Source organism: Tenacibaculum ascidiaceicola, from assembly GCF_047470925.1.
Taxonomy (GTDB): Bacteria; Bacteroidota; Bacteroidia; order Flavobacteriales; family Flavobacteriaceae; genus Polaribacter; species Polaribacter discolor.
This window is the reverse complement of the sequence record NZ_JAZKJP010000012.1, coordinates 1-26,288: the sequence shown is the minus strand read 5'-3', so window position 1 is coordinate 26,288 and position 26,288 is coordinate 1. Positions and strand designations below refer to the sequence as shown.

Annotated in this window: 21 protein-coding genes; 14 read left to right on the top strand and 7 right to left on the bottom strand. The window is 33.1% G+C overall.

Annotated elements, in window-relative coordinates:
- Positions 1-4 precede the first annotated feature (4 nt).
- From hflX to VBY68_RS12115, 4 genes are all read left to right on the top strand, one after another.
- Positions 5-1,204 carry a GTPase HflX gene (gene hflX / locus VBY68_RS12130; RefSeq protein ID WP_415269880.1) on the top strand — a complete coding sequence of 400 codons (1,200 nt, stop codon included), beginning with the start codon at positions 5-7 and terminating at the stop codon, positions 1,202-1,204.
- Between the two features lie 365 nt (positions 1,205-1,569).
- Positions 1,570-2,277, top strand: coding sequence for an energy transducer TonB (locus VBY68_RS12125; protein WP_415269879.1), 708 nt, complete (start codon positions 1,570-1,572; stop codon positions 2,275-2,277).
- A 110-nt stretch (positions 2,278-2,387) separates the two neighbouring features.
- A complete protein-coding gene (locus VBY68_RS12120; protein ID WP_415269878.1) occupies positions 2,388-3,122 on the top strand; it encodes an energy transducer TonB in 735 nt (244 codons plus the stop codon).
- Between the two features lie 44 nt (positions 3,123-3,166).
- Positions 3,167-5,875, top strand: a complete 2,709-nt coding sequence (locus VBY68_RS12115; RefSeq protein WP_415269877.1) for a TonB-dependent receptor — start codon at positions 3,167-3,169, stop codon at positions 5,873-5,875.
- A gap of 79 nt (positions 5,876-5,954) precedes the next feature.
- On the opposite strand, the gene VBY68_RS12110 is transcribed toward VBY68_RS12115, so the two are convergent.
- From VBY68_RS12110 to VBY68_RS12085, 6 genes are all read right to left on the bottom strand, one after another.
- Positions 5,955-7,028: a CNNM domain-containing protein gene (locus VBY68_RS12110; protein WP_099215202.1), complete on the bottom strand. Its 1,074-nt coding sequence runs from the start codon at positions 7,026-7,028 to the stop codon at positions 5,955-5,957.
- Positions 7,029-7,112: 84 nt separating this feature from the next.
- Positions 7,113-7,952, bottom strand: a complete 840-nt coding sequence (locus VBY68_RS12105; protein ID WP_099215203.1) for a DUF3078 domain-containing protein — start codon at positions 7,950-7,952, stop codon at positions 7,113-7,115.
- 79 nt (positions 7,953-8,031) lie between these two features.
- Positions 8,032-8,982: a DUF3078 domain-containing protein gene (locus VBY68_RS12100; RefSeq protein ID WP_415269876.1), complete on the bottom strand. Its 951-nt coding sequence runs from the start codon at positions 8,980-8,982 to the stop codon at positions 8,032-8,034.
- A gap of 33 nt (positions 8,983-9,015) precedes the next feature.
- A complete protein-coding gene (locus VBY68_RS12095; protein ID WP_099215205.1) occupies positions 9,016-9,525 on the bottom strand; it encodes a DUF2480 family protein in 510 nt (169 codons plus the stop codon).
- 59 nt (positions 9,526-9,584) lie between these two features.
- Positions 9,585-9,905 (bottom strand): DUF59 domain-containing protein, encoded by a 321-nt coding sequence (locus VBY68_RS12090; protein WP_115899355.1) that lies wholly within the window; start codon positions 9,903-9,905, stop codon positions 9,585-9,587.
- Between the two features lie 16 nt (positions 9,906-9,921).
- A complete protein-coding gene (locus tag VBY68_RS12085; RefSeq protein ID WP_099215206.1) occupies positions 9,922-10,347 on the bottom strand; it encodes a SufE family protein in 426 nt (141 codons plus the stop codon).
- 192 nt (positions 10,348-10,539) lie between these two features.
- Here VBY68_RS12085 and VBY68_RS12080 point away from each other — a divergent pair, with 192 nt between their 5' ends.
- The gene (locus VBY68_RS12080; protein ID WP_047788295.1) at positions 10,540-11,466 is read left to right on the top strand and encodes a PfkB family carbohydrate kinase; all 927 of its coding nucleotides are present in this window, start codon (positions 10,540-10,542) and stop codon (positions 11,464-11,466) included.
- A gap of 79 nt (positions 11,467-11,545) precedes the next feature.
- Complete coding sequence (locus tag VBY68_RS12075) at positions 11,546-13,444, top strand: amidophosphoribosyltransferase (protein WP_124588280.1); 1,899 nt, start codon at positions 11,546-11,548, stop codon at positions 13,442-13,444.
- An 80-nt stretch (positions 13,445-13,524) separates the two neighbouring features.
- On the opposite strand, the gene VBY68_RS12070 is transcribed toward VBY68_RS12075, so the two are convergent.
- A complete protein-coding gene (locus tag VBY68_RS12070) occupies positions 13,525-13,887 on the bottom strand; it encodes an SPOR domain-containing protein (protein ID WP_415269875.1) in 363 nt (120 codons plus the stop codon).
- 214 nt (positions 13,888-14,101) lie between these two features.
- Between VBY68_RS12070 and VBY68_RS12065 the strand changes: the two genes are divergently transcribed.
- From VBY68_RS12065 to VBY68_RS12030, 8 genes are read left to right on the top strand one after another with little or no spacing between them, the layout of a single operon-like run.
- On the top strand, positions 14,102-15,394 hold the full coding sequence (locus tag VBY68_RS12065) for a c-type cytochrome (protein ID WP_415269874.1): 1,293 nt from the start codon (positions 14,102-14,104) through the stop codon (positions 15,392-15,394).
- A 32-nt stretch (positions 15,395-15,426) separates the two neighbouring features.
- Complete coding sequence (locus VBY68_RS12060) at positions 15,427-18,573, top strand: TAT-variant-translocated molybdopterin oxidoreductase (RefSeq protein ID WP_415269873.1); 3,147 nt, start codon at positions 15,427-15,429, stop codon at positions 18,571-18,573.
- A 27-nt stretch (positions 18,574-18,600) separates the two neighbouring features.
- The gene (gene nrfD, locus VBY68_RS12055; protein ID WP_028891351.1) at positions 18,601-20,001 is read left to right on the top strand and encodes an NrfD/PsrC family molybdoenzyme membrane anchor subunit; all 1,401 of its coding nucleotides are present in this window, start codon (positions 18,601-18,603) and stop codon (positions 19,999-20,001) included.
- Entirely contained in the window at positions 19,991-20,518 is a 528-nt protein-coding gene (locus VBY68_RS12050) for a DUF3341 domain-containing protein (RefSeq protein WP_099215211.1), read from the top strand. The genes nrfD and VBY68_RS12050 overlap by 11 nt, the downstream gene beginning before the upstream one ends.
- 9 nt (positions 20,519-20,527) lie before the next feature.
- A complete protein-coding gene (locus VBY68_RS12045; protein ID WP_176550564.1) occupies positions 20,528-21,076 on the top strand; it encodes a c-type cytochrome in 549 nt (182 codons plus the stop codon).
- A gap of 22 nt (positions 21,077-21,098) precedes the next feature.
- A complete protein-coding gene (locus tag VBY68_RS12040) occupies positions 21,099-22,691 on the top strand; it encodes a quinol:cytochrome C oxidoreductase (RefSeq protein ID WP_415269872.1) in 1,593 nt (530 codons plus the stop codon).
- Between the two features lie 34 nt (positions 22,692-22,725).
- Positions 22,726-23,733: a cytochrome c oxidase subunit II gene (locus VBY68_RS12035; protein WP_099215213.1), complete on the top strand. Its 1,008-nt coding sequence runs from the start codon at positions 22,726-22,728 to the stop codon at positions 23,731-23,733.
- A gap of 33 nt (positions 23,734-23,766) precedes the next feature.
- On the top strand, positions 23,767-25,536 hold the full coding sequence (locus VBY68_RS12030) for a cytochrome c oxidase subunit I (protein WP_099215214.1): 1,770 nt from the start codon (positions 23,767-23,769) through the stop codon (positions 25,534-25,536).
- The last annotated feature ends 752 nt before the right edge of the window (positions 25,537-26,288 follow it).

Sequence of the window (26,288 nt, the reverse complement as noted above, 5' to 3'; positions counted from 1 at the left end):
ATGTATGATAGAAACAAGAGAAGCCATATCAGAAAAAGCGGTTTTAATAGGTATTATAACCCAAAATCAAGATGAAAAGAAATCAGAAGAATATCTTGATGAACTAGAGTTTTTAACACTTACAGCTGGAGGAGTAGCTGTTAAACGTTTTGTTCAAAAACTAGACAAACCACACCCAAAAACTTTTATAGGAACAGGAAAGTTAGAAGATGTAAAAGCATATATAGAGTCAAATGATATTGGAACAGCCATTTTTGATGATGAGCTATCACCAGCTCAACTTAGAAATGTTGAGCGTTTTTTAGATTGTAAAATTTTAGATAGAACAAACTTAATACTAGATATTTTTGCTAGTAGAGCACAAACGAGTTCAGCAAAAGCACAGGTAGAATTAGCACAATATCAATATTTATTACCTCGATTAACAAGAATGTGGACACACCTTGATAAACAAAAAGGGGGTATTGGTATGCGTGGACCTGGGGAAACAGAAATAGAAACAGACCGTCGTATTATTCGTGATAAAATCTCGTTACTAAAAAAGAAGTTAGTAACTATTGATAAACAAATGTCTGTGCAACGTAAAAACCGTGGAAAAATGGTTCGTGTTGCTTTGGTAGGGTATACCAATGTTGGTAAATCTACTCTAATGAATGTAGTGAGTAAAAGTGAGGTGTTTGCAGAAAATAAGTTGTTCGCAACGCTTGATACTACAGTAAGAAAAGTAGTAATAAAGAATATTCCTTTTTTAATGACAGATACTGTTGGGTTTATAAGAAAGTTACCAACTCAATTGGTAGAGTCGTTCAAATCTACCTTAGATGAAGTTCGTGAAGCTGATTTACTATTACATGTTGTAGATATTTCACATCCAAACTTTGAAGACCATATTGCTTCTGTTAATAAAATCTTAGATGAGATTGATAGTAAGGATAAACCTACAGTTATGGTGTTTAATAAAATAGATGCTTATACTCATGAAACTATTGATGGAGATGACTTAGTTACAGAAAAAACAAAAGAGCATTACACATTAGAAGATTGGAAAAGAACATGGATGAATGATTTAGAAACAGAGAGTATTTTTATTTCAGCATTAAATAAAGATAACCTAGAGAATTTTAAAGATAAGGTGTATGAAGAAGTGAAAAAAATACACATTCAGCGCTTTCCTTATAATGATTTTTTATATCAAGAATATTAGTTTTTACAGTAAAAAAATATAACCATAACCTAAAAAGAACTTAAAGAATTGCAACTTTAAGTTCTTTTTTATTATATTTATAATCGCTAACATAGTTTTTTCTGTGTTTTATAAAGCATTGTAAATTAATATTTTTAACCATTTTATCCCCCCTGAAAATGAAAAATAATAAAACTTCACAAACAAAATCTAGACGATTTTCATTAGATCAATTAGTTAATAAGAAATCCTAAAACTTACGTCAGTAAATTAATCTTATTTAACCAGCTAACTTACCAAGTATTCATAAAGTTTTAAATAGAGAATTTAAGACCAGGTGAAATGTCCGCTCTTTTTGAGTTACCATGTGTTAATCTGAATAGATCATGATGAAAAATATAATTACCCTCTTGTTACTATGTTGTGGTTTGCAAATTGCTTTAGCACAAGAGAAATGTACATCTGAAACTTCACATTTAGTAGATGTAAACGTAGTTGACAAATGTTTAGTAGAGAAAAAAGTAGAAAAGAATACAGAAACAACTCCTGCGGTTGTAACTACAATTTCTAGCAGAAGACATTTTAGAAAACGTGTTTACTTTGAAAAAGTCATTAGTTTAGCTAATGATATAGAAGCTAACAAAATTAAGTTGATTAAGACCACTAGTGATTTAGCTGCATGTCGCTTGTATAATATATTTCCAATCACTAGAAAAATAACTAAAAAAGCTACTTCTTTTGATGTAGTAGATGAAATCCCTGTATTTTTATCTTGTACAGACCCTCTAATGGATAAAGTTGATTGTTTTAATTATGAAATGCAAAACCATATAATTAATACACTGAAATACCCAGAAGAAGCCTTAGATAAAGGAATTGAAGGGGAGGTGCTAGTAAGTTTTGTAATTGATGAAACTGGTAAAGTAACAGATATTAAAACGGAAGGAGCAAATGCACACGAAATCTTAAAAAAAGAGGCAAAAAGAATTGTATTATTATTACCTGATTTTAAGCCGGGGAAACAACAAGGAAAAAATACAAGAGTAGCGTACAGTTTTCCTATGAATTTTAGCTTAAATAGCTCTGAAAATTAGAATGTTAAAATAATTTATTTTCTGTAAAAAAAAGAATACCTTTGCACGCCATATTTTTCACAAATAATTAACTGTAATTAGTTGATTAAAAAAATATTAAACCCTTAGGTATGAGAAAAATTATTTTAGTTATCACATTAGTTTGTTTTTATGCTACTAATGTTGTGTCACAACGTGAAGTATGTGAAACCCCAGAAGAATCTTTAGTAGATTTAAATAGTATTACAAAATGTACCATAGCTCCAAAAAGTAAAAAAAACAAGGGTACACGACAAATCTCTGTAAAAGTATCTGCTAATAGAAGGTATCTAAAAAAGAGAGAGATTTCAAAAAAGAAAGCTGTTTCAAGTGCTACAGAGCTATCGGGAGCAGGAACTGCAGCAATAGAAAGTGCAACTCCTCAAGCAGAATTAAACCAATCTTTAACTTTTAAAAGTAACCTTGAAAATATAACAAGTAAACTATCAGCAGAGGAAGTAAGAAAAGCTGAAAAATTTACTACAGTTGATAGGATACCTTTGTTTACTGCATGTAAAAATGCAAAGAAAAACGAAAGATTAGATTGTTTTAACGCTGAAATGGTAAAACATATTCAAAAACACTTCAGATACCCCAGTCAAGCGGTAAAAGAATCTATTCAAGGAGAAGTTTGGGTACGTTTTATTATTGATAAAAACGGTCAGGTTAAGAATATTAAAACCTTAGGGCCTAAAAATGGAGAGTTATTAAACAATGAGGCTGTTAGAGTAGTATCTCAACTGCCACAGTTTGTACCTGCTAAAAAGTCAGGAGATGAAACCTCTGTAAAATACGGATTCCCTATTATGTTTGCTCTTGATGAGTAAATAAACCAATAATAACTTAATACAAATCAATTAAAATAAGCATTATGTTTAAAAAACTACTATCCTTAGTTTTGGTAGTGTGTAGTATGGCTATTTATGCACAAACTACAGTAAATGGAAAGATTTACGACGAATACTTGGAGCCTTTTCCTAATGCAGTAATTCTTTCAGGAGAAGCAAGAGCAACTTCTGATTTTGAAGGGAAATTTACGTTACAAGTTAAGTCAAACTACCCTATAACTATACAAGTTTCTGCTTTTGGTTATAAAACAGAAATAATAGAGATTACTTCACAAGAACAAGAAGTAAATGTGATATTAAAAGAGAGTGTAGCATTAGATGAAGTTGTAATTTCAGCATCTAGATCTCCTGAACGAGTTATTGAATCACCAGTAACTATTGAAAGAATGGGGATTGTTGATGTTAAAAGAAATACTTCTGTTTCATTTTATGACGGATTAATAAACTTAAAAGGAATTGAGTCACGTGAAGCAAATTATGGATTTAAATCCGTTAACTCTCGTGGTTTTTCTACTTTCGACAACACTCGATTTGTACAGTTAGTTGATGGAGTAGAAACATCAATACCAGCATTGAACTTCTCGGCAGGAAACATTATGGGACTGTCTGATTTAGATGTAAAAAATGTTGAAATTCTTCCAGGAGCTTCTTCTGCCTTATATGGAGCAAATGCCTTCAACGGTATTTTGTTAATGAGAAGTAGAAACCCTTTTGATGACGCTGGTATTAGTACTTATATCAAAACAGGTAGTATGTCGCAAGAAGCGGCTGGTAATAATCCTTTCTACGATGCAGGAATTCGTATGGCATATAAGTTTAATGATTATGTTGCAGCTAAAGCAAACTTAACTTATTTCTCTGCTGAAGAATGGCATGCTGTCGATACTAGAAACACCACAGGAATTGGTGGAACAGCTATTGATGGAGATAGAGATGCAAACACTGATTATGATGGTGTAAATGTATATGGTGATGATTTTTCAATTCCAGTGCCTGGTATAGGTAATGTAACTAGAACAGGGTACAATGAATCAGACTTAACTAATTACAATGGTTATAACTTAAAGTTTGATGGATCTATACATATCAGACCATGGGCAAATGATGCATTAGAAATTATATTAAACTCTCGTTTTTCTCGTGGAGATAATACATATCAAGGAACAAATAGATTCTCTCAAAAAGGATACTTTATTGAGCAGTATAAATTAGAACTTATAGGGAAAAACTTCTTTGTAAGAGGATATTATACAGGAAATGATTCTGGAAAAAGTCACGATTTACGATTTGCAGCTATTGCTCTAAATGAAAAGTATAATCCAACCCAAAATTGGTATCAAGAATATGCTGGAATATATAGTGGAGCAATAACAGTCCCTGGATTTAGCCCTCTTAACGATGCTGATGCAAGAAGGTTTGCTAATAGAAACAGATACGTACCAGGATCACCTGAATTTAAAACAGCTTTAGAAGAGGTAATCAATACTCCAATAAACAAAGGAGGAGCAGGTATAAAAGACGAAACTTCTTTTTATCATTTTGATGCTAATTATAACTTCAAAGATATAATTCGTTGGGGAGAGATTCAAGTAGGAGGTTCTTACCGTAAATTCGATATTAACTCAAACGGAACTTTATTTACAGATGAGAATAGTAGTATTGAGTTTGATATGTTTGGGGTTTACTCCCAAATTCAAAAGAAATTTTTAGAGGATAGATTAAAGTTTACAGGATCTGTTCGTTATGATAAATCTAAAAACTTTGAAGGTAACTTTTCTCCAAGGGTAGCGCTAAACTATTCTTTAGGTGAATCAAAAAATCATATTTTAAGAGCTTCTTACCAAACAGGATTTAGAAACCCAAGTACTTTAGAGCAATACTTTGGTTTACGTTCAGGGCCTAGTAAATATATTTTAGGTACATCGCAAGAGAACTTAGATCGTTTCTCTACTATAGTAACTAATCAAGATGGTTCTACTAGTGAAATTACAGGTAGACAAGCTTTTGGAAATGCATTAGTTGGAACAGATAATAGAGTTAAACTTGATGTTAATCCAATTAAACCAGAAAAAGTTACTTCATATGAAGTTGGATATAGAAGTATTATTGATTTAAATAGTAGAAATATATTAGAGTTAGACATTAATGGTTATTATAACCAGTATAACGACTTTGTAGCATTCAAAGATGTTATTGTAGCTAACTATGGAGGTTTAGAAGCAGATGGAACACCAGACGCACAAGCTGATGCAGCAATAGATAATGGAGATTATACTTCGTTTGTACTTAATACAAATACTTCAGCTAATGTTGACTCGTATGGTGTAGGTGTTGGGTTAAATACGAAAGTATTTAAGACGTTTAATTTAGGAGCTAATTATACATATTCAAAATTAGTTTTTGATCAAAGTGATGATCCAACTTTTAAAGCAGGATTTAATACGCCAGAGCATCAAGTAAAGGTAATGTTTGGAAATCCAAACTTATTTAAAAACTTTGGGTTTAATGTGAATTTAAGATGGCAAGATGAGTTCTATTGGCAGTCAAGCTTCTTAGATGATACAGTAGATGCAAGAACTGTATTGGATGCACAAATAAACTATAGAGTACCAGCTATTAAATCAAGATTTAAAATAGGAGGAACTAACTTAACAGGTAACGAATATATGGTTGCACCAGGATCAGGATTAATTGGTTCTATGTACTATGTTTCTTGGACAATTAATGACTAGAAATAGTTATAAAACTGTAAAACAAAAAGAGGCGTGAATTAATTCACGCCTCTTTTTGTTTTATAAACTTGTAAGTTTACTATCCGTTTTCAGAATCGTTAATTATCCCTAATCGCTTAGCACGTTGTTCCCAGCTTTTTCTAGCTAAGCTTTGTAGATTAGCTACGTTATCGCTCTCATCCATTATTTCATACCCTAAAAGCGTTTCTATAACATCTTCTTGAGTAACTAAACCACTAACAGCTCCATATTCATCTACAACTAAAGCTAAATGTTCTCTTTGTTGAATTAATTTTTCAAATAAATTAGGAATAGACAATTCTCTACTGGCTATTATAATTTCTCTCTTAATTGTCTTTAAAGGTTCATTTCCTTTATTATCAACCAAAGAAAGTAACAACTGATCCTTTAAAACATATCCAGTTATGTTGTCTGGGTTTTCAGCATATACAGGTATTCTAGAAAATCGTAAAGGTCTATTTTCATTGAAAAAGGATTCAATGCTTTGGTTTTCGTCAGCAGTAGTAAGTACCGTACGAGGTGTCATAATATGTTTAGCCTGAACCTCTTTAAAGTTTAGCATATTTCTAATTACTTTACCCTCACTTTCATGAAAAACACCTTCTTGCTCAGCAATATCAGTCATAGCAGAAAAGTCTTCTCTGCTTAAAACACTTTCACCATGTGCTCCTTTACCAAATAGTTTAGTAAATAATTGAAGTACCCATATAATACCAGTGTATTTACAGAAGAAAATTAGCACATTTAAAGCTTTGGTTGTAAAGCCAGCTAGAGACTTCCAATAAGTTGCTCCGATAGTTTTAGGAATAATTTCTGAAGCAACTAAAATTAAAATAGTCATTATAGCAGAAACGATAAAAACACCGTTTCCTTCATCATTAAATATTTTCTTTGCTTGAGCACCAACTAAGATAGCTCCTACAGTGTGTGCAATAGTATTTACTGTTAAGATAGCAATAAGAGGTTTGTCTACATCTTTTTTTAATGTCTCAAGATCTTTTGCATAAGCTTTCTCTTCTTTCTTTTTAACATTCACAAAAGTAGGAGTAACACTTAGTAGAACAGCTTCTAATATAGAGCATAAAAAAGAGAAGAATATAGATAAGGTGGCGTAAACAATTAATAGTGTCATTCGTTAAAATTTTTAGGCTAAAATACGTAAAAAAGAAAACCTCAAGAATATGTTCTTGAGGTTTTGCAATTATGTTTTGTTTTTCTAGAAACCGTAATTTATTCCTAGACCAAACACTTCTCTAGTTTGAAATCCTCTAAAGGCGTTGTCGTCATAAATAGTTTGCATAGAAAGATTTGCAGATAAGTATTTGTTAACTTTCATTACTACGTTAACAGTATAGTCAATATCTACATTTTGAAAATCTTCTAAATAGTTACTATATAAATTCAAGATATTTTCTACAGATACATTTTTCATTACATCTAATTTGTAATAGGCATTAACTGCAGCACCTAATTCATAACGGGTGGTTTCGTTTTGTTTTACTCCAAAAGCAGGGCCTAAATCAGTCAAATGTTTGTGTACATATATTAACTTAGAAGTTGCTGGAGCAATATTTACTTTTAAATTATCATGTTTTTTCCAAAGCATACCAGGTCCAAACTGGAAGTATGCAGGAGAAAAGAAATGAGATGTTTGCTCGCCAGAAACATAGGTAGAAGACATTTGAGTTTTAAAGTTGAAAAAAGCAGAGTAATACCAATATCCGCTAGCTTTTTTTCCTAATAAAGAGTTTAATTCTAAACGATCATCTGTTTTTTGTAGTTCTTCTCCTTTAAGTTTTGTTACTCCATAAGAAGCAATCAATTTATTGTCCCATGCCCAATCACCTTTAGTATAATTAAAATCATAGTTTAAACCAATAGTACCAGAAATATTATTTGTACCACCAGCTAACCAATTATTAAAAGCAGATTGATTAAATAGAAAAGAGATATTACCACTTCTTTTCCACCCATCTTTAGGTTCTTCCTTTTTTTCTTCTTGAGCATTAGCTGTTAAAGTTCCTAACAAAACAGCAATAGCTAATAATTTTTTCATTTTAATAGTTTTAAATTAATTTTTGAGGGCGCGAATGTACGCTTAATCTAAGGTTTAGACAACAGCATTATACTAAAAGTCACGTCTTATGAAAGATATAATTTAAACCAAGACCAAACACTTCTTTAAATTGTACTTTGCTTGAAGCATCGTCATCAATAATGGCATGTAAACCAAGATTTGTAGATAGGTTTTTATTAATTTTAACAAAGATATTTAATTGATAATCGATATCAATGTTTTGTGGTTTGTTCAAATAATCAGAATATACTGCTACAATACTTTCCATAGTTACATCTTTCATTATTTCACTTTTAAAGTAAGCAGAAAGATTGAAACCTAAACTGAAATTTATGTTCTTACCTTCATTTACACCATATTTTCCTGAAAACTCATCAGAAACAAATGTATAACGAGCTGAAGCTGGAGCAACGTTTATTCTTGCGTTATCATTTTTTTTCCATAACATACCAGGACCAAAACTCCAATATGCAGGAGAAAAGAAATCTGAAACAGCTACTTTAGGTTCTTGTTTATAATCATAACCCCTAGTATATTGCGTTTTAAAATTACTAAAAAATGAGAAAAACCATAGTTTTGAAGTTCTTAACCCAAGTAAAGAGTTGTATTCAAATTGATCTTCTGTTTTTCTTACTCCTTGACCATCTACATAACTCAAACCATAAGCAGAAATAACTTTATTATCCCAGTTCCATTTTTTTCTCTTGTAATTAAAATCGTAACCAAGTGTCATATTTCCAGCAACGGTGTTATTTCCACCTGCAGCCCAATTGGAAAAAGATGATTGATTGAAAAGGAAAGTGTACTTTCCTACAATAGTCCATTTTTTTGGAGGGTTTTTTTTAACCAAAGGTTCTGCAAATACTCTTTTGTTAAATATGTAAGAAGCAAAACTAGTGTCTAAAGGTGAGTTTTGTAAACCTACAGAAGAAATACTATCTTTTTTAGTTTCTTGAGAAACCATAGAAAAAGAGTAACAAGAAAACAGGATTAAGAACAGCTTTTTCATTTGTGATTAAGTTGAGGAATTCTATGAGTCTAATTATTTTTTTCTCTTATAAAGCGGTACTGTTGAACAAGCTTCACCAAACATGATGGTTTTAGCTACAGGTTTAATTTTTTCAATTAATAAGGTGTATGCTGATGGTGGTATAGGTTTATTTGTGCAGCCTTTAATTATTACAGGCTTGTCTTTAAACTCAGAAGTGTCTAACTTTTGAATTATCTCTTGATATATTACAGTTTCTAATAATGTTAAGTCGCCAACAACAACCTTTTTAGCAAAAGGAGCAAGCTCTGTGGTTAATAAAAGATAAGCCCAAGAAGGAATAATGGCATCTGTAGAACAGGCTAATGAAACATAACTATCTTGATATTGAGCCCAATCATGGTTTTTTACAGATTCTCTAAAATCTTTCTCTCGAAGAATCAATTCTTCAAACAGCCAATTTTTAATATCAAACACTATACGTTTACCTTTAGGGTAAAAGTCTTCTAAATCTATTGTAGTAAGCTTACTATTAGCAACTCTATTAATAATTTCTTCTGCCATATTTTAGTTGAAAAGTTTAAAGCTGTACGCTTGTGTTTTTAATAGTTATATTAAAAGTCTTATAGCATTCCTAATTCTAATTTAGCTTCTTCACTCATCATGTCTTGTGTCCAAGTAGGATCAAAAGTAATCTCAACCTCACAGTTATTGATTTCTTTTAAAGTTTTTACTTTTTCTTCTACTTCAACAGGTAATGTTTCAGCAACAGGACAATTTGGAGAAGTTAATGTCATTAATATTTTGGCATCATTCTCTTCTGATATAAAAACATCGTAAATTAACCCTAGTTCATATATGTCAACAGGTATTTCAGGGTCGAAAATTGTTTTTAATACACGAACTATTTTATCTCCTAATTCTTCTAATTTATCTTCAGTCATAATTCTAAACTTCTTTTTAATTCGCTAACTTACTTTGTTGCGCAATTGCATACATTTTTATTTGCTTTACCATAGATACTAATCCGTTAGCACGAGTAGGGCTTAAATGCTCTTTTAAACCAATCTCGTCAATAAAATCAGTATTGGCTTCTAAAATAGCCTTAGGTGTTTGGTCAGAAAACACCCTCAATAATAAAGCTACAATTCCTTTTGTTAAAATAGCATCACTATCAGCTGTAAATTCAATAGTGTCACCTTTTAATTCAGAATGCAACCATACTTTTGATTGACACCCTTTAATTAGGTTTTCATCTAATTTGTATGCTTCATTTATTAAAGGGAGCGATTTTCCTAGTTCAATAATGTACTCGTAACGCTCCATCCAGTCTTCAAACATAGAAAACTCGTCAATAATTTCTTCTTGTATTTCTTTGATAGTCATTTTTTAAAACTATTTTTGCAAAGTCAAAAAGACCGTTTTTAATTAAAGACGCAAAATTACGACAAAAAAGGCAGTTGACATGAGAGTTTAAGCCTTAATGAGTAGAATTAGTAAAATTTTAAGTCTTAGCTATTTATAAAGACTTGATGAAATAAATAGATTTCCTTAAGTAAAGGAATATTAAGTAGAGTTATGAGTAAATTATTAGCAGTAGGAACCGTAGCATTTGACGCTATAGAAACACCATTTGGAAAAACTGATAAAATCTTAGGAGGATCAGGAACTTTTGTTGGATTAGCAGCTTCACAGTTTGGAGTACAAACAGGAGTGGTTTCTGTAGTTGGGGGAGATTTTCCACAGTCATATTTAGATATGATGAATGATAAAGGAATTAATACTGATGGAGTGGAAATTGTAAAAGAAGGAAAAACTTTCTTTTGGAGTGGAAAGTATCATAACGATATGAACTCTCGCGATACTTTAGTAACTGAACTGAACGTGTTAGAGCATTTTCAACCTGTAGTTCCAGAATCTTTTAAAGATGCGCCGATTGTAATGTTAGGTAATTTACACCCATTAACACAAGCATCGGTATTAGATCAAATGAATGAAAGACCTAAGTTAGTAGTATTAGACACTATGAACTTTTGGATGGATATAGCATTAAACGATTTACATGAAGTTTTAAAACGTGTAGATGTTATTACAATTAACGATGAAGAAGCACGCCAGTTAAGCGGGGAGTACTCTTTGGTAAATGCAGCAAAGAAGATTCATGAGATGGGACCAAAATATGTTGTAATTAAAAAAGGAGAGCACGGAGCTTTATTGTTTAATGAAGGAAACATGTTCTTTGCACCAGCGTTACCACTAGCAGAAGTGTTTGACCCAACAGGAGCTGGAGATACATTTGCAGGAGGTTTTTGCGGATATTTAGCTAAAACAGAAGATATTTCATTCGAAAATATGAAGAGTGCAATTATCTACGGATCTAACTTAGCATCGTTCTGTGTTGAAAAATTCGGAACACAGCGCATGGAGGCGTTAACTAGCGAGGAGGTACAAGCACGCTTAAAAGCGTTTAAAGAATTAACACAATTTGATATAGCACTATCATAAACTATAAATCCGCGCTTTTTGCTGCGGATTTTTTTATACAACACACAAAACTACAACACAACTAAATACTTGAAATTAAATGAGTGACGCTATTAAACACGAATGCGGAATTGCAATGGTTCGTTTGAAAAAACCATTACAGTACTATAAAGACAAATATGGTACCGCGTTTTATGGTGTAAATAAAATGTACCTGTTAATGGAAAAACAGCACAATAGAGGACAAGACGGTGCTGGATTAGCAAGTATAAAATTTAATGTAGAGCCAGGAACAAGATACATAAGTAGAATACGTTCCAACCAATCACAACCAATCCAAGATATTTTCGGAAAAATCAACCATAGAATCAATGGAGTTTTTGAAGAGAACCCAGATAAGGTTGATGATGTAAAATGGCAAGAAGAAAACGTACCTTATATAGGAAACCTATTTTTAGGACATGTTCGTTACGGTACATTCGGTAAAAACTCTATAGAGAGTGTTCATCCTTTTTTACGCCAAAGTAATTGGAGGCATCAAAGTTTAATTGTTGCAGGAAACTTTAATATGACGAACTCTAAACAATTATTAAATGATTTAATTGATTTAGGGCAGCACCCAAAAGAGTTTACTGACACAGTAACTGTGATGGAGAAAATAGGTCATTTTTTAGAGTCAGAAGTTTCTGACTTGTACTTAAAGGCTAAAGAAGAAGGTTTTAGTAAAAAAGATGCTTCACCATATATAGAAGAAAACTTAGATATCCAACGAATTTTACAACGCTCAGCCAAAAACTGGGACGGAGGTTATGCAATGGCAGGATTGTTAGGTCATGGTGATGCATTTGTATTGAGAGATCCTTCTGCAATACGTCCAGCGTTCTTTTATGAAGATGACGAAGTAGTAGTGGTTGCTTCAGAGCGCCCGGTGATTCAAACAGTATTTAATGTTCCGATTGATACTATTAAAGAAATTGATAGAGGCCATGCATTAATCATCAAGAAGAATGGTCAAACAACAATGGCTCCGGTTTTAGAAGAAAGACCTAAAAAAGCATGTTCTTTTGAGCGTATTTACTTTTCAAGAGGAAGTGATGCTTCAATTTATGAAGAACGTAAAAACTTAGGAAAATATGTGTTCCCTGAAGTTTTAAAGTCTATTGATAGTGATATAGAAAATTCAGTTTTTTCTTACATACCAAATACCGCAGAAACATCGTTTTTCGGAATGATGGAAGCAGCAGAAGACGTATTAAATCAACAAAAAACAGATGCGATTTTAGCAGGTGAAGGAAAGCTTTCAAAAGAAAGAGTAATTGAAATTCTTTCTAAAAGACCACGTTTTGAAAAAATAGCGATCAAAGATGCGAAATTACGCACCTTTATTACTGATGATAGTAGTCGTGATGATTTAGTTGCTCACGTTTATGATGTTACTTATGGTGTTGTGAAGTCAACAGATAACTTAGTTATCATAGATGATAGTATTGTAAGAGGTACTACTTTGAAGAAGAGTATTATTAAGATTTTAGATAGGCTAAACCCTAAGAAAATAGTAGTAGTTTCTTCTGCGCCTCAAATCCGTTATCCTGATTGTTATGGTATTGATATGGCTAAGATTAACGACTTTATTGCATTTAAAGCTGCTTTAGAATTGTTGAAAGAAACAAATCAATATCATATTGTTGATGAAGTGTATCAAAAGTGTAAGCAGCAAGAAGGTAGTGAAGATAAAGATGTAGTAAACTATGTAAAAGAAATTTACGCGCCGTTTACTGATGAAGAAGTTTCAGCAAAGATTGCGCAGATGCTTAAAACAGCTGAAATTAAGGCAGAAGTAGAGGTTATATTCCAGCCAGTAAGTGGATTACATAAAGCGTGTCCAGATAATTTAGGAGATTGGTATTTTACTGGAGATTATCCTACGGATGGAGGTCATAGAGTAGTAAACCAAGCATTCATCAATTTTTATGAAGGAAGTGATAAAAGAGCTTATTAATTACTAATAGGTTTAAATAAATAAAAAAAGAGTAATCGTTTGTTCGATTACTCTTTTTTTATGCTGTAAAATATGTTTAATTACATAGGAACGACAATTGCACCAGAAAACTTTTCACGAATCTCATTTAAAGCTCTATCCGCATGTAAACGTGTTTTGTAATTTCCTACTTGTATTTTCCATTCTGGAGCTTTGTAAGTTAGTTTAGTGTAAACATCAGGATATTCAATTTTAAATCTATTACGTAAGCTTCTTGCACGTCTTTCAAGTCCGTTATATAATTGTATTCTATATCCACTCCCGTTATGTTTGTTGTAAGTCCGTTTTTTTTCTATTAACGAAATAATGTCTTTGTTTTTAGTAAGTTTATCTTGAGCTTTTGCATTAAAAACGCTACCTGCAATAATGAATAAAAAGGTGATTAATATGCTGTATTTTTTCATTTTATTGAATCTTTTTACAAAAGTAATGACTTGTCAGTTAATACATTGTTAACGTTGTTTATTTAGAATTATTATAAATTATAGATTAGGATTCTCTTAACATTTCACAATTTAGACAGAAGTAGTACTTTTGTGCAACTTTCTGTGTACTATTTTTTAATAGTCTAACAGAAAAAATTGTACCAAAATAGATACAAAACTTATATTTTATAGTATGAAAAGTGTGAATCATCACAGTAGATTAACCAAAACTCTAGTAAGGAGTTTAGCTTTCTTTTTAGTTTTCTTAGTAAGTTCTTCCGCGTTTTCACAAGATATTGACGAGGCGCGTCAAAAAGAAGGAAAGAAATTATTTAAATCTCTTTGTGCTTCTTGTCACAAGTTAGATAAAAAACTTGTAGGTCCTGCGTTAGCTGGAGTAGAAGAAAAAAGAACTAACGAATGGTTAAAGGCATGGATTAAGAACAATGCTGAGCTTAGAGCATCTGGAGACAAAGATGCGATTGCTATTTTTGAAGAGTATAACGGTTCTAATATGACTGCTTTTCCGCAGTTAACAGATCAAAACATCGATGATATTCTTTATTATACAACTGTAGGTGAGGTTAAAAAGGCTGCTGTTGCAGGAGCTGAAGTTGCTGGTCAGCCTCAGGGAGATCAGGCACCTAAGTGGTTGATTTATATATTGGCTGCGGCAATTGTTGTAGCGTTTTTAATTATTGGTAGTTTATTAAAAACTATTAGTGAATTAAAAGGAGCTCCAAAAACTCCAGGTTTAATGGGGCAAACTGCTGAGTTATGGCAAGGGATTAAGCAGAATACATTCTTAAAGGTGTTAACTGTGATTTTCGGAGCTTTAGTAGCGGCTTATTTCTTGTTTGGTACATTGTTTAAAGTAGGTGTTGATGAAGGTTATCAGCCAATTCAACCAATTGCTTTTTCACATAAGATTCACGCAGGAGATAATAAGATTGATTGTCAATACTGTCACTCGTCTGCTAAGCATAGTAAAACATCTGGAATTCCTTCAGTAAATGTTTGTATGAACTGTCATAAGAATATTTCAGAAGTTGCAGATGATACTAAAGTAGTAATGGATGACCATACATTAGTAAAAGCTGATTTAGATAAGGAAATCGCTAAGATTTATGAAGCAGCAGGTTGGGATGCAGATAAATTAGAGTATACAGGAAATACTAAACCAGTTAAGTGGGTTAGAGTTCATAACTTACCAGATTTTGCATATTTTAACCACTCACAACACGTAACAGTTGGAGGTATAGCTTGTCAAAAATGTCACGGACCTGTAGAAGAAATGGAAGAAGTATATCAATACTCGCCATTAACAATGGGTTGGTGTATAGATTGTCATAAGGCGACTAAGGTTGACTTAAAAGGTAATGAGTACTATGCTAAAATTCATGAAGATTTAGCTAAAAAGTACGGTGTTGAGCAAGTAACTATTGCGCAATTAGGAGGAAAAGAGTGTGGTAAGTGCCACTATTAATCAATTTAGAAAGTAGAAAAACACATATATAAATGGCTTCAAACAAAAAATACTGGCAAAGTGTTGAAGAACTAAAAGGTAGTTCTATTGTTGAAACGCTACGTAATAATGAGTTTGTACAAGATATTCCTACAGATGAATTTTTAGGCGACAAAGAAACCTTAGAAACATCATCAACTTCACGTAGAGATTTCTTGAAATATGTTGGATTTACCACTGCAGCAGCTTCTTTAGCAGCTTGTGAGGGTCCAGTAAGAAAATCAATTCCTTATGTAGTGCAACCAAATGATATCGTAGTAGGTGTTGCTGATTGGTACGCAACTACAATTGCAGATGGTTTTGATTTCGCAAACGTATTAGTAAAAACACGTGAAGGACGTCCAATTCAAATCATGCCAAATAAAGAGGCAGGAGGTGTAACTAGCGCACGTACTCAAGCATCAGTTTTATCATTATACGATGAGAAATTACGTATAAAAGAACCTAGAAAAGGAGAAACTCAAATTTCTTGGGCAGATGCAGACAAAGAGATAGTTGCTAAATTAAACGAATTAAAAGACGCTAACGAACCAGTAGTGTTTTTAACAGGTACTTTAGCGAGTCCTTCTACTGAAAAAGTAATTACTGATTTTATTGCTGCTTATCCAAATGTTAAGCATGTGGTGTATGATGCAATTTCTGAAAGTGCAGCTGCAGATGCTTTTGAAGCTATGTATGGTAAAAGAGCATTACCAGATTACAACTTTAGTAAAGCAGAGGTTATCGCATCTATAGGAGCAGATTTCTTAGGAGATTGGCAAGGTGGGTACGAAAAGTCTTATGCTGAAGGACGTAGAGTTGAAACTGGTAAAATGTCTTACCATGTTCAAATAGAAAGTAACATGTCTTTAGCAGGAGCAAATGCTGATAAAAGAATAGTTGCTAAGCCATCTGAACAGGTTTTTGCTTTAATAAACTTATACAACCAAGTAACAGGAAGTAATCTTCCTTCAAAAGCAACAACTTTTGATGCAGAGGTAAAGCAATTAGCTAAAGACCTTAAAAAAGCAGGTTCAAAAGGAGTTGTTGTTACAGGTTTAAATGATAAAAACGCTCAATTAATTGCTTTAGCAATTAATAAAGCATTAAATAGTGAAGTAATCGATACCAAGGCAGTGAATCTAAAACGCCAAGGTAACGATACTCAAGTGGCTCAATTAGTAGCAGACATTAAAGGAGGTAAAGTAAAAGGTTTAATTACTTATAATGTAAACCCTTTATACTCATTGTCAAATGCAGCTGATTTAGCAGAAGGAGTTAAGAACTTAAAATTATCTGTTGCCTTATCTACTCAAGATGATGCTACAGCTAATGCTACACAATATACATTGCCAGCACCTCACAACTTAGAAAGTTGGGGAGATGTTATGGCAAAGCAAGGTGTTTATAGTTTAATGCAACCTACTATCCAACCATTGTTTAATACACGTCAAGTACAAGATGTATTGTTAAAATGGTCAGGAAGCAAAGTAAACTACTATGATACCTTAAAAGAGTTTTGGAGTACAAATGTGTTAGGAGGAGCTTCATGGAATCAAGCATTACATGATGGATTCTTTAAAGCTGAAAACATTACTGAAGAAGAAGAAATAGCTTTTGAAGCTACAGTAGATGTAAATGCAGCAGCAGTACAATTAGTAAGAAAAGCTAACAACGCTTCAGGATTCGAATTAAACTTATATTCATCAACAGCTTTAGGAGACGGTAAACAAGCAAATAACCCATGGTTACAAGAATTACCAGACCCAATCACACGTGCTTCTTGGGATAACTACTTAACCGTATCTATGGCAGATGCTAAAGAATTAGGTTTTGAAAACCCAGTAAAAGATAACGGCGCTATTGATGGTAACTATGCTAACGTAACAGTTAATGGAGTTACAATAAACAAAATTCCAGTTATTATCCAACCAGGTCAAGCAAAAGGATCAGTTGGTTTAGCGTTAGGTTATGGTAGAACTCAGGGATTAAAGTCAGAAATGCAAGTAGGTATTAATGCATATCCTTTCTACCAAAACGGAAACAATGTACAATACAATGTTTCTATAGAAAAAGCTTCAGGATGGCACAAGTTTGCTTGTATGCAAGTACAAAGTACTTTAGCTGGTCGTCACGATATTTTAAGAGAAGCTTCATTAAAAGAAGTAAACGATAAAAAATTAGATCCTAAGCATACTTGGAATAAACCATTTATGGTTTCTTATGATCATCAAGAAGTTGAAGGAAGTAAAATCGACTTATGGGATGAGCATGATAGAAGTTTAGGACACCACTTTAACTTATCTATCGATTTAACATCTTGTACAGGTTGTGGAGCATGTGTTATTGCATGTCACGCAGAAAACAACGTTCCAGTTGTTGGTAAAGATGAAATGAGAGTTGGTAGAGATATGGCTTGGTTACGTATTGATCGTTACTACTCTTCTACTGTAGAAGATAAGCAACACGATGCTAAAATGACGTTGGAAGAGTTTAAAGCTCAAAATCCAAACATAGCTAACCAAGAAGTTGAAAGACGTTATACTGAAAAAGTATTAGAGTTAAGCAAAGGAGATTTATTTGATGCTTTAGAAAATCCAGCAGAAAACCCTCAGGTTGCTTTCCAACCTATGATGTGTCAGCACTGTAATCACGCACCATGTGAAACAGTATGTCCAGTAGCAGCAACGTCACACGGACGTCAAGGTCAAAACCAAATGGCATATAACCGTTGTGTAGGTACTCGTTACTGTGCAAACAACTGTCCATATAGAGTTCGTCGTTTCAACTGGTTTAACTATGCTGAAAACAACGAGTTTGACTTCAATATGAACAATGAATACGGAAAAATGGTGTTAAACCCAGACGTAGTTGTTCGTTCTCGTGGAGTTATGGAAAAATGTTCTATGTGTATCCAAATGACGCAAGCTACTATCTTAAAGGCTAAGAAAGAAGGTAGAGCCGTTAACAAAGACGAGTTTGAAACTGCATGTTCATCTGCTTGTTCTACTGGAGCTATGGTATTTGGAGATATAAACAACTCAGAAGATACAGTTACAGCGTTAAAAGAAGATAAAAGAGCTTTCCACGTGTTAGATTATATTGGTACAAAACCAAACGTAGTGTATCAAGTGAAAGTAAGAAATACAAACGAAGCTTAATAGTAAAATTAATAAGTATATAGATTTATGTCGTCTCATTACGAATCATCTTATAGAGAACCTTTAATACTTGGTGACAAGAGTTACCATGATATTACTGAAGATATTGCTAGACCTATTGAAGGGAAAGCAAACAAAAATTGGTATATAGCATTCTATATCTCTTTAGCAGCAATGTTATGGGGATTTGGATGTATCTTCTACACCGTAGGAACAGGTATTGGTGTTTGGGGATTAAGTAAAAACATCGGTTGGGCATGGGATATTACCAACTTCGTATGGTGGGTAGGTATCGGTCACGCCGGAACACTTATTTCTGCTGTACTATTATTATTCCGCCAAAAATGGAGAATGGCAATTAACCGTTCTGCAGAAGCGATGACAATCTTTGCGGTATTCCAAGCAGGGTTGTTCCCAATTATCCACATGGGACGTCCATGGAACGGATACTGGGTATTACCAATTCCTAACCAATTCGGATCATTATGGGTTAACTTTAACTCACCATTATTATGGGATGTATTCGCAATTTCTACGTATTTATCGGTATCATTAGTATTCTGGTGGACTGGTTTACTACCTGATTTTGCAACGATTCGTGATAGAGCTGTAAAACCTTTCCAAAAGAAAATTTATGCATTATTATCTTTCGGATGGTCAGGTAGAGCAAAAGACTGGCAACGTTTTGAAGAAGTGTCATTAGTATTAGCAGGATTAGCAACACCATTAGTACTTTCTGTACACACAATTGTATCGATGGACTTCGCAACTTCTATCAACCCAGGATGGCACTCAACAATTTTCCCTCCTTATTTCGTAGCAGGAGCAATTTTCTCAGGATTCGCAATGGTACAAACCTTATTAGGTATTATGCGTAAGGTTACAAATATGGAAGCATATATTACACGTTTACACGTTGAGTATATGAACATCGTAATCATTTTAACAGGAGGTATCGTAGCAGTAGCTTATGCAACAGAATTCTTCATTGCATGGTATACAGGATCTCCTTATGAAAACTACACATACTTATCGTTTGGTGCAGAAGCAGGAGCTTATGGATGGGCATTCTGGTCGTTATTAATTTGTAACATTTTCACACCACAGTTATTATGGATTAAAAAAATCAGAAGAAGTTTTATCTGGTCTTTCATTATCTCGATTGTAATTAATATCGGTATGTGGTTTGAGCGTTTTGATATTATCGCAATTGTATTAAGTAAAGGACAATTACCATCTACTTGGTGGCGTTTTGAGCCAACGTTTGTAGACGTAGGTATCTTCATAGGAACTATTGGATTCTTCTTTGTATTATTCTTATTATATGCAAGAACTTTCCCAGTAATCCCTACAGCAGAGATTAAGACTATTTTGAAATCATCAGGTGAGAATTTTAAAAAATCAAGAGAAGAGAACAATGAGCACTAATAAAGTAATTCACGCATTATATAATGATGATGATATCTTAATGGATGCCGTTAAGAAGGTAAAAGCAGAGAATCATCACATTGAAGAAGTATTTTGTCCATTTCCAGTTCATGGATTAGACAAAGCAATGGGCTTAGCACCAACACGTTTAGCAATTACTGCTTTTTTATATGGTATTACAGGTTTATCAGTAGCAGTTTGGTTAACATGGTATACTATGATAGCTGATTGGCCTCAAGATATTGGAGGAAAGCCAAACTTTTCTTGGGCAACAAATATGCCAGCTTTCGTTCCAATTTTATTCGAATTAACAGTGTTTTTTGCAGCACACTTAATGGTAATTACTTTTTACATGAGAAGTAAGATTTGGCCATTTAAGGAAGCTGAAAATCCTGACCCAAGAACTACAGATGATCACTTTTTAATGGAGATTCCTGTTAAAGGAAGTGAAGAAGAATTAGTGTCATTGTTAGAAACAACAGGAGCTGTAGAAATCAACGTAGTAGAAACGCACTAATAAAGAGATATGAAGAGTTTAAAAATAATTATCGCTTTAGCTGTAGTAGCAACAAGCTTAAGTTCTTGTAACGATAAACGTAAACCACAAGTACAATACATGCCAGACATGTATGTGTCTGTACCTTATGATGCAAATGGAGCTGAAGGTTTAAATAACGAAATGGTAAACAAGTTACCAGTAGCAGGTACTGTAAGTAGAAATGGAGTTGTAGCTTATGATATTCCTGATACTAATGAAGGATATGAAAAAGCAAAAGCTGAATTAAAAAACCCATTACCAACAACTGAGGAAAACTTAGAAAAAGGTAAAGAGTTATACGGTATATACTGTGCGTCTTGTCATGGTACAAAAGGAGATGGGAATGGAGTATTATCTCAAAGAGATAAGTTCAATGGTATTCCAAATTATGCAGATAGAGAATTAAATCCTGGGAATATTTATCATGTAATAATGTATGGTAAAAACTTAATGGGATCTCATGCATCACAGTTAAGATACAACGAGCGTTGGCAAGTTGTACAATACGTAGAAAAATTAAGAAGCGAATTAAAATAAGTCTATAATAGATAGTTAAGATATGTACCAGTTTTCAGGAAAATTAAAAATGCTTGCTATTGCTCTTATGATTTTAGGAGCTTTAGGTACTGCCTATAATTTTATGTCAGCACCTAAAACATTAGAAGAAGCAAAAGAAATTTTAGCAAAACAAGATGCACACCATGGTGGTGGTCATGAAGCAGCAGCTACTCATGCTGAAGAAGCTAAAGTTGAGAAGCATGTTGAAGTTGAAAATCACGAAGAAGAGGCAACTACAGAAGAACATGCTGCTGATAGTACAGCAAATCATACAGAAGAAGCAGTTCATAGCAGTGAGCAAGAACATTCAGAAGAAGCTACAGACAACACACAAGCACAAGATAGTTTAGCTGTACACGTAGCAGAAGACACTCATGAAGAAGCTGCAACTGAAGCACATGCTGAAGTAGCAGAAGTACACGGTGAGGATCATGGAGATGCTCATGCAGAACATGCTTTACACCAAATGCAAAATAGACCTTGGTCTGCATTATATGTTGCTTTATTATTCTCTTTAGGAATCACATTATTAGTATTAGCATTTTATGCTTCTCAAAGAGTGGCACAGTCTGGATGGTCTGTTGTGTTATTTAGAGTTATGGAAGCTATAACAACAAACTTACATTATGTAAGTCTTGCTATGTTAGTATTCTTAATTCTTACAGTAATGCATATGAATCATTTATTTCCTTGGATGGGAGAAGGAGTTGTAGACCCTACAAGTCCAAACTACGATTCAATCATAGATGGTAAGAAATGGTATTTAAATACTCCAGGTTGGTTAATGAGAAGTATTTTCTACCTAGTAGTATGGAATGCTTATACTTTTATTATTAGAAGAAACTCTATTAAACAAGACAATGGAGATTTAAAATTACATAAGAAGAACTATAATATTTCTGTAATTTTCTTATTCTTCTTTATGATTACTGAAAGTATGATGTCTTGGGATTGGATTATGACAATAGATCCACACTGGTTCTCAACTTTATTTGGATGGTATGTATTAGCTACTTTTTTAGTATCTGCATTAACAGTTATAGCAATGGTAACAATTTACTTACGTTCAAAAGGGGTATTGTCATTAGTAAACGATAGTCATATTCACGACTTAGCGAAGTTTATGTTTGGTTTCTCAGTATTCTGGACATACTTATGGTTTGCTCAGTTCATGTTAATTTGGTATGCAGATATGCCAGAAGAAACAACGTATTTCTTATTACGTTTTAACGAATATAAAGTACCATTCTTAGCAATGGTTGTAATGAACTTTATTTTCCCAGTATTATTATTAATCAACAGTGATTTTAAGAGCAGACCTTGGTTTGTAATCTTAGGTGGTGTTGTAATCTTAGCAGGTCATTATATCGATTTATTTGTTATGATTATGCCAGGAACCGTTGGTGGTCAATGGGGATTCGGAATTGGTGAAATAAGCGGATTATTATTCTTTGCAGGGTTATTCATCTTTGCTACGTTTAGTGCATTTGCTAAAGCGAATCCAGTACCAAAAGGAAATCCATATTTACACGAAAGTGAAACCTATCATTACTATAACATCGAACACACAGGAGAAGATAGTAATCATCATTAATAAAAAGAATTAATAAACAAATAGTTTAGATAATATGCTCGCTTTATTTTATATTTTCATAGCAGTTGCAATTGGAGTAAGTTTTTGGCAAATTACTCGTATAATGAATTTCCGTTCTGTAATTGCTACAGATAAAGACAACGAAAAACAAGGTAAATACGCTTTAGGTTTCTTAGCATTCCTTTACGCAATGATGATTTACTGTTTAATTGCCATGAACGTAATTATGTTACCAGAAGCTGCTTCTATTGAAGGAGAGCATGACGATAACTTATTCAATATTACATTTTGGTTAATTGGTATCGTTCAATTTGGTATGCAGTTTTTAATTTTCTTCTTTACTTATAAGTATAGAGGAAATAAGAACAACAAAGCATTATTTTATGCTGATAGCCACAAATTAGAATTAATTTGGACAACAATTCCTGCAGTAACAATTGTATTGTTAATTGGATACGGTTTATGGGCTTGGAACAACATTATGTATGTTGGAGATGATGAAAACCCTATCGTAATTGAAGTATACTCTCAACAATTCCGTTGGGATGCACGTTATGCAGGTGAAGACAACCAATTAGGTTTAGGTAACGTAAACTTTATCAAGGGAATTAACACTATGGGTGTTGATATGTCTGATCCAAGTGCACAAGATGATAAGCAAGTAACTGAATTATATTTACCAAAAGGTAAAAAAGTATTATTCAAGTTCCGTTCACAAGATGTATTGCACTCTGCTTATATGCCTCACTTTAGAGCACAAATGAACTGTGTTCCAGGTATGGTTACTCAATTCGCATTTACGCCAAAGTATACTACAGCAGAAATGCGTCAGAACTCTGAGGTAATTGCAAAAACAGAAGGAATTAACAAAATTAGAAGAGCTAAAGGAGAAGATCCATATGAGTTTGATTACTTACTTTTATGTAATAAAATTTGTGGAGCATCTCACTACAATATGCAAATGAAAATTACTGTTGTTGAAGAAGAAGAATACAACAAGTGGTTGTCAGAACAAAAAACATTAGCTCAAGCAATTAAATAAGATATTTTTAAAAAGTATATAAAGATATAGATTATGTCAGATCATCATCACAAAGAAACATTTGTAACTAAATACATTTTTAGTCAAGATCATAAAATGATCTCGAAGCAGTTCCTTGTTACAGGTATATTTATGGGTATCATAGGAGGTTTCATGTCTATGTTATTTCGTTTACAAATTGCATGGCCAGATACATCGTTTTCAATTGTTGAAGCATTCTTAGGAAACCATCAAACAGATGGAATTATGAATCCAGATATGTACTTAGCGTTAGTAACAATACACGGTACAATTATGGTATTCTTTGTATTAACGGCAGGTTTAAGTGGTACATTCTCTAACCTATTAATTCCATTACAAATTGGAGCTCGTGATATGGCTTCTGGATTCTTAAACATGGTATCTTACTGGTTATTCTTCTTATCTTCAGTAATAATGATTATTTCATTATTCGTAGAGGCAGGACCAGCGTCAGCAGGATGGACAATTTATCCTCCATTATCTGCATTACCACAAGCAATTCCAGGTTCAGGTACAGGTATGACATTATGGTTAGTGTCTATGGCAATTTTTATTGCTTCTTCATTAATCGGGTCGTTAAACTATATCGTAACAGTTTTAAACTTACGTACAAAAGGATTGAAGATGACAAGATTGCCATTAACAATGTGGGCATTCTTCATCACAGCAATTATTGGTGTAATTTCATTCCCAGTATTATTATCGGCAGCATTATTATTAATCTTCGATAGAAGTTTTGGTACCTCTTTCTACTTATCAGATATCTTTATTTCTGGTGAAGTATTACATTACCAAGGAGGATCACCAGTATTATTCGAACACTTATTCTGGTTCTTAGGTCACCCAGAGGTATATATCATCTTATTACCAGCATTAGGTATTAGTTCAGAAGTAATTTCAACAAACGCACGTAAACCAATTTTTGGTTACCGCGCAATGGTTGGATCTATTATGGCAATTGCATTCTTATCTACGATCGTATGGGGTCACCACATGTTTGTATCAGGAATGAACCCATTCTTAGGTTCTGTATTTACTTTTACAACAGTTTTAATTGCAATTCCATCAGCTGTAAAAGCATTTAACTACGTAACCACCTTATGGAAAGGTAACTTACAGTTAAATCCAGCAATGATGTTTTCTATCGGATTAGTTTCTACTTTCGTAACAGGAGGTTTAACAGGTTTAGTATTAGGAGATTCAGCATTAGATATTAACGTTCATGACACATATTTCGTAGTGGCTCACTTCCACTTAGTAATGGGAGTATCTGCCTTACTAGGAATGTTTGCAGGTGTTTATCACTGGTTCCCTAAGATGTATGGTAGAATGATGAATAAGACATTAGGATACTGGCACTTCTGGTTAACAATAATCAGTGCTTACGGAGTATTTTTCCCAATGCACTTTATAGGGTTAGCTGGTTTACCACGTCGTTATTATACAAACACTAACTTCCCAATGTTTGATGACTTAGCAGATATTAATGTATTCATGACTATCATGGCTATTATTGGTGGAGCAGCTCAGTTAATCTTTATTGCAAACTTCTTTATCTCTATGTACAGAGGTCAAAAAGCTACGCAAAACCCATGGAATGCAAATACACTAGAGTGGACTACTCCAGTTGAACACATTCACGGAAACTGGCCAGGAGCAATTCCTGAGGTTCACAGATGGGCTTACGATTATAGTAAAACAGATGAGAATGGTGAGTATGTTCACGGAAAAGATTTCGTACCACAAAACGTACCACTATTAGATGGAGAAGAACCATCTTAAGAAAAAAATAAATAAAAAAGCCTCCCAATACGGGAGGCTTTTTTTATTTATTAAAATGCCCCGATTTTAAATAAGTTGAATTATTTAAAACCCATGAAAGAAAAAAGAAATGGGCTTATAATTTAGAATCTAATAGCAGTCTTATTTCAAGTATTAAACAATTTGAAAGAGAATTAGAGGACTAAAACTTAAGAAGACAATTTTAAAGAAGATTGTTGCCACTACATTATTTATAATTAGTAGAAGAATCCAGTATGTAAATTATAAGTAATAAAATAAATAGTAATAATGTAATAAATACTTTTAGTGTGTAGGTAAATAATTAATAGGATTTCACAAGAGGAATTCTTCATATAAAATGATAAGGGATTTTACCTTTTAATTAATTAATAGATAACAAAAGACTTTACTTGAGTCTTAATACAAGTCAGCTATTTTGTAGAAATAACAAAAGAGAAGTAAATAGTTTATTTGAGTTAATCCCTAACGCGAACAATTACATTATATATAGTAGTATAAAAGGGTAAACCTTCTCCATGCTAGAAGTAGTACAATGGTTATAAATATAAGGAATAAAGGAAGGAGAGGGGGATGGTATAAAAAACTTTAGTGCGTAACTAATTAGGATATAGTGTATTAAAAAATAGTTTAAAAAAAAGGTTGGAAAAGTACTTGTTGAATGGAAAAAGGTATCTATATTTGCACCCGCAAACGGATAAGCGGTAAGCTAGGAAGTTAGTGTGAGTTCATTA

What these genes read in the sequence shown, in the direction of transcription:
- hflX (WP_415269880.1), top strand. Translation starts at nt 5, where the DNA reads ATGATAGAAACAAGAGAAGCCATATCAGAAAAAGCGGTTTTAATAGGT.
- VBY68_RS12125 (WP_415269879.1), top strand. Translation starts at nt 1,570, where the DNA reads ATGATGAAAAATATAATTACCCTCTTGTTACTATGTTGTGGTTTGCAA.
- VBY68_RS12120 (WP_415269878.1), top strand. Translation starts at nt 2,388, where the DNA reads ATGAGAAAAATTATTTTAGTTATCACATTAGTTTGTTTTTATGCTACT.
- VBY68_RS12115 (WP_415269877.1), top strand. Translation starts at nt 3,167, where the DNA reads ATGTTTAAAAAACTACTATCCTTAGTTTTGGTAGTGTGTAGTATGGCT.
- VBY68_RS12110 (WP_099215202.1), bottom strand. Translation starts at nt 7,028, where the DNA reads ATGACACTATTAATTGTTTACGCCACCTTATCTATATTCTTCTCTTTT.
- VBY68_RS12105 (WP_099215203.1), bottom strand. Translation starts at nt 7,952, where the DNA reads ATGAAAAAATTATTAGCTATTGCTGTTTTGTTAGGAACTTTAACAGCT.
- VBY68_RS12100 (WP_415269876.1), bottom strand. Translation starts at nt 8,982, where the DNA reads ATGAAAAAGCTGTTCTTAATCCTGTTTTCTTGTTACTCTTTTTCTATG.
- VBY68_RS12095 (WP_099215205.1), bottom strand. Translation starts at nt 9,525, where the DNA reads ATGGCAGAAGAAATTATTAATAGAGTTGCTAATAGTAAGCTTACTACA.
- VBY68_RS12090 (WP_115899355.1), bottom strand. Translation starts at nt 9,905, where the DNA reads ATGACTGAAGATAAATTAGAAGAATTAGGAGATAAAATAGTTCGTGTA.
- VBY68_RS12085 (WP_099215206.1), bottom strand. Translation starts at nt 10,347, where the DNA reads ATGACTATCAAAGAAATACAAGAAGAAATTATTGACGAGTTTTCTATG.
- VBY68_RS12080 (WP_047788295.1), top strand. Translation starts at nt 10,540, where the DNA reads ATGAGTAAATTATTAGCAGTAGGAACCGTAGCATTTGACGCTATAGAA.
- VBY68_RS12075 (WP_124588280.1), top strand. Translation starts at nt 11,546, where the DNA reads ATGAGTGACGCTATTAAACACGAATGCGGAATTGCAATGGTTCGTTTG.
- VBY68_RS12070 (WP_415269875.1), bottom strand. Translation starts at nt 13,887, where the DNA reads ATGAAAAAATACAGCATATTAATCACCTTTTTATTCATTATTGCAGGT.
- VBY68_RS12065 (WP_415269874.1), top strand. Translation starts at nt 14,102, where the DNA reads ATGAAAAGTGTGAATCATCACAGTAGATTAACCAAAACTCTAGTAAGG.
- VBY68_RS12060 (WP_415269873.1), top strand. Translation starts at nt 15,427, where the DNA reads ATGGCTTCAAACAAAAAATACTGGCAAAGTGTTGAAGAACTAAAAGGT.
- nrfD (WP_028891351.1), top strand. Translation starts at nt 18,601, where the DNA reads ATGTCGTCTCATTACGAATCATCTTATAGAGAACCTTTAATACTTGGT.
- VBY68_RS12050 (WP_099215211.1), top strand. Translation starts at nt 19,991, where the DNA reads ATGAGCACTAATAAAGTAATTCACGCATTATATAATGATGATGATATC.
- VBY68_RS12045 (WP_176550564.1), top strand. Translation starts at nt 20,528, where the DNA reads ATGAAGAGTTTAAAAATAATTATCGCTTTAGCTGTAGTAGCAACAAGC.
- VBY68_RS12040 (WP_415269872.1), top strand. Translation starts at nt 21,099, where the DNA reads ATGTACCAGTTTTCAGGAAAATTAAAAATGCTTGCTATTGCTCTTATG.
- VBY68_RS12035 (WP_099215213.1), top strand. Translation starts at nt 22,726, where the DNA reads ATGCTCGCTTTATTTTATATTTTCATAGCAGTTGCAATTGGAGTAAGT.
- VBY68_RS12030 (WP_099215214.1), top strand. Translation starts at nt 23,767, where the DNA reads ATGTCAGATCATCATCACAAAGAAACATTTGTAACTAAATACATTTTT.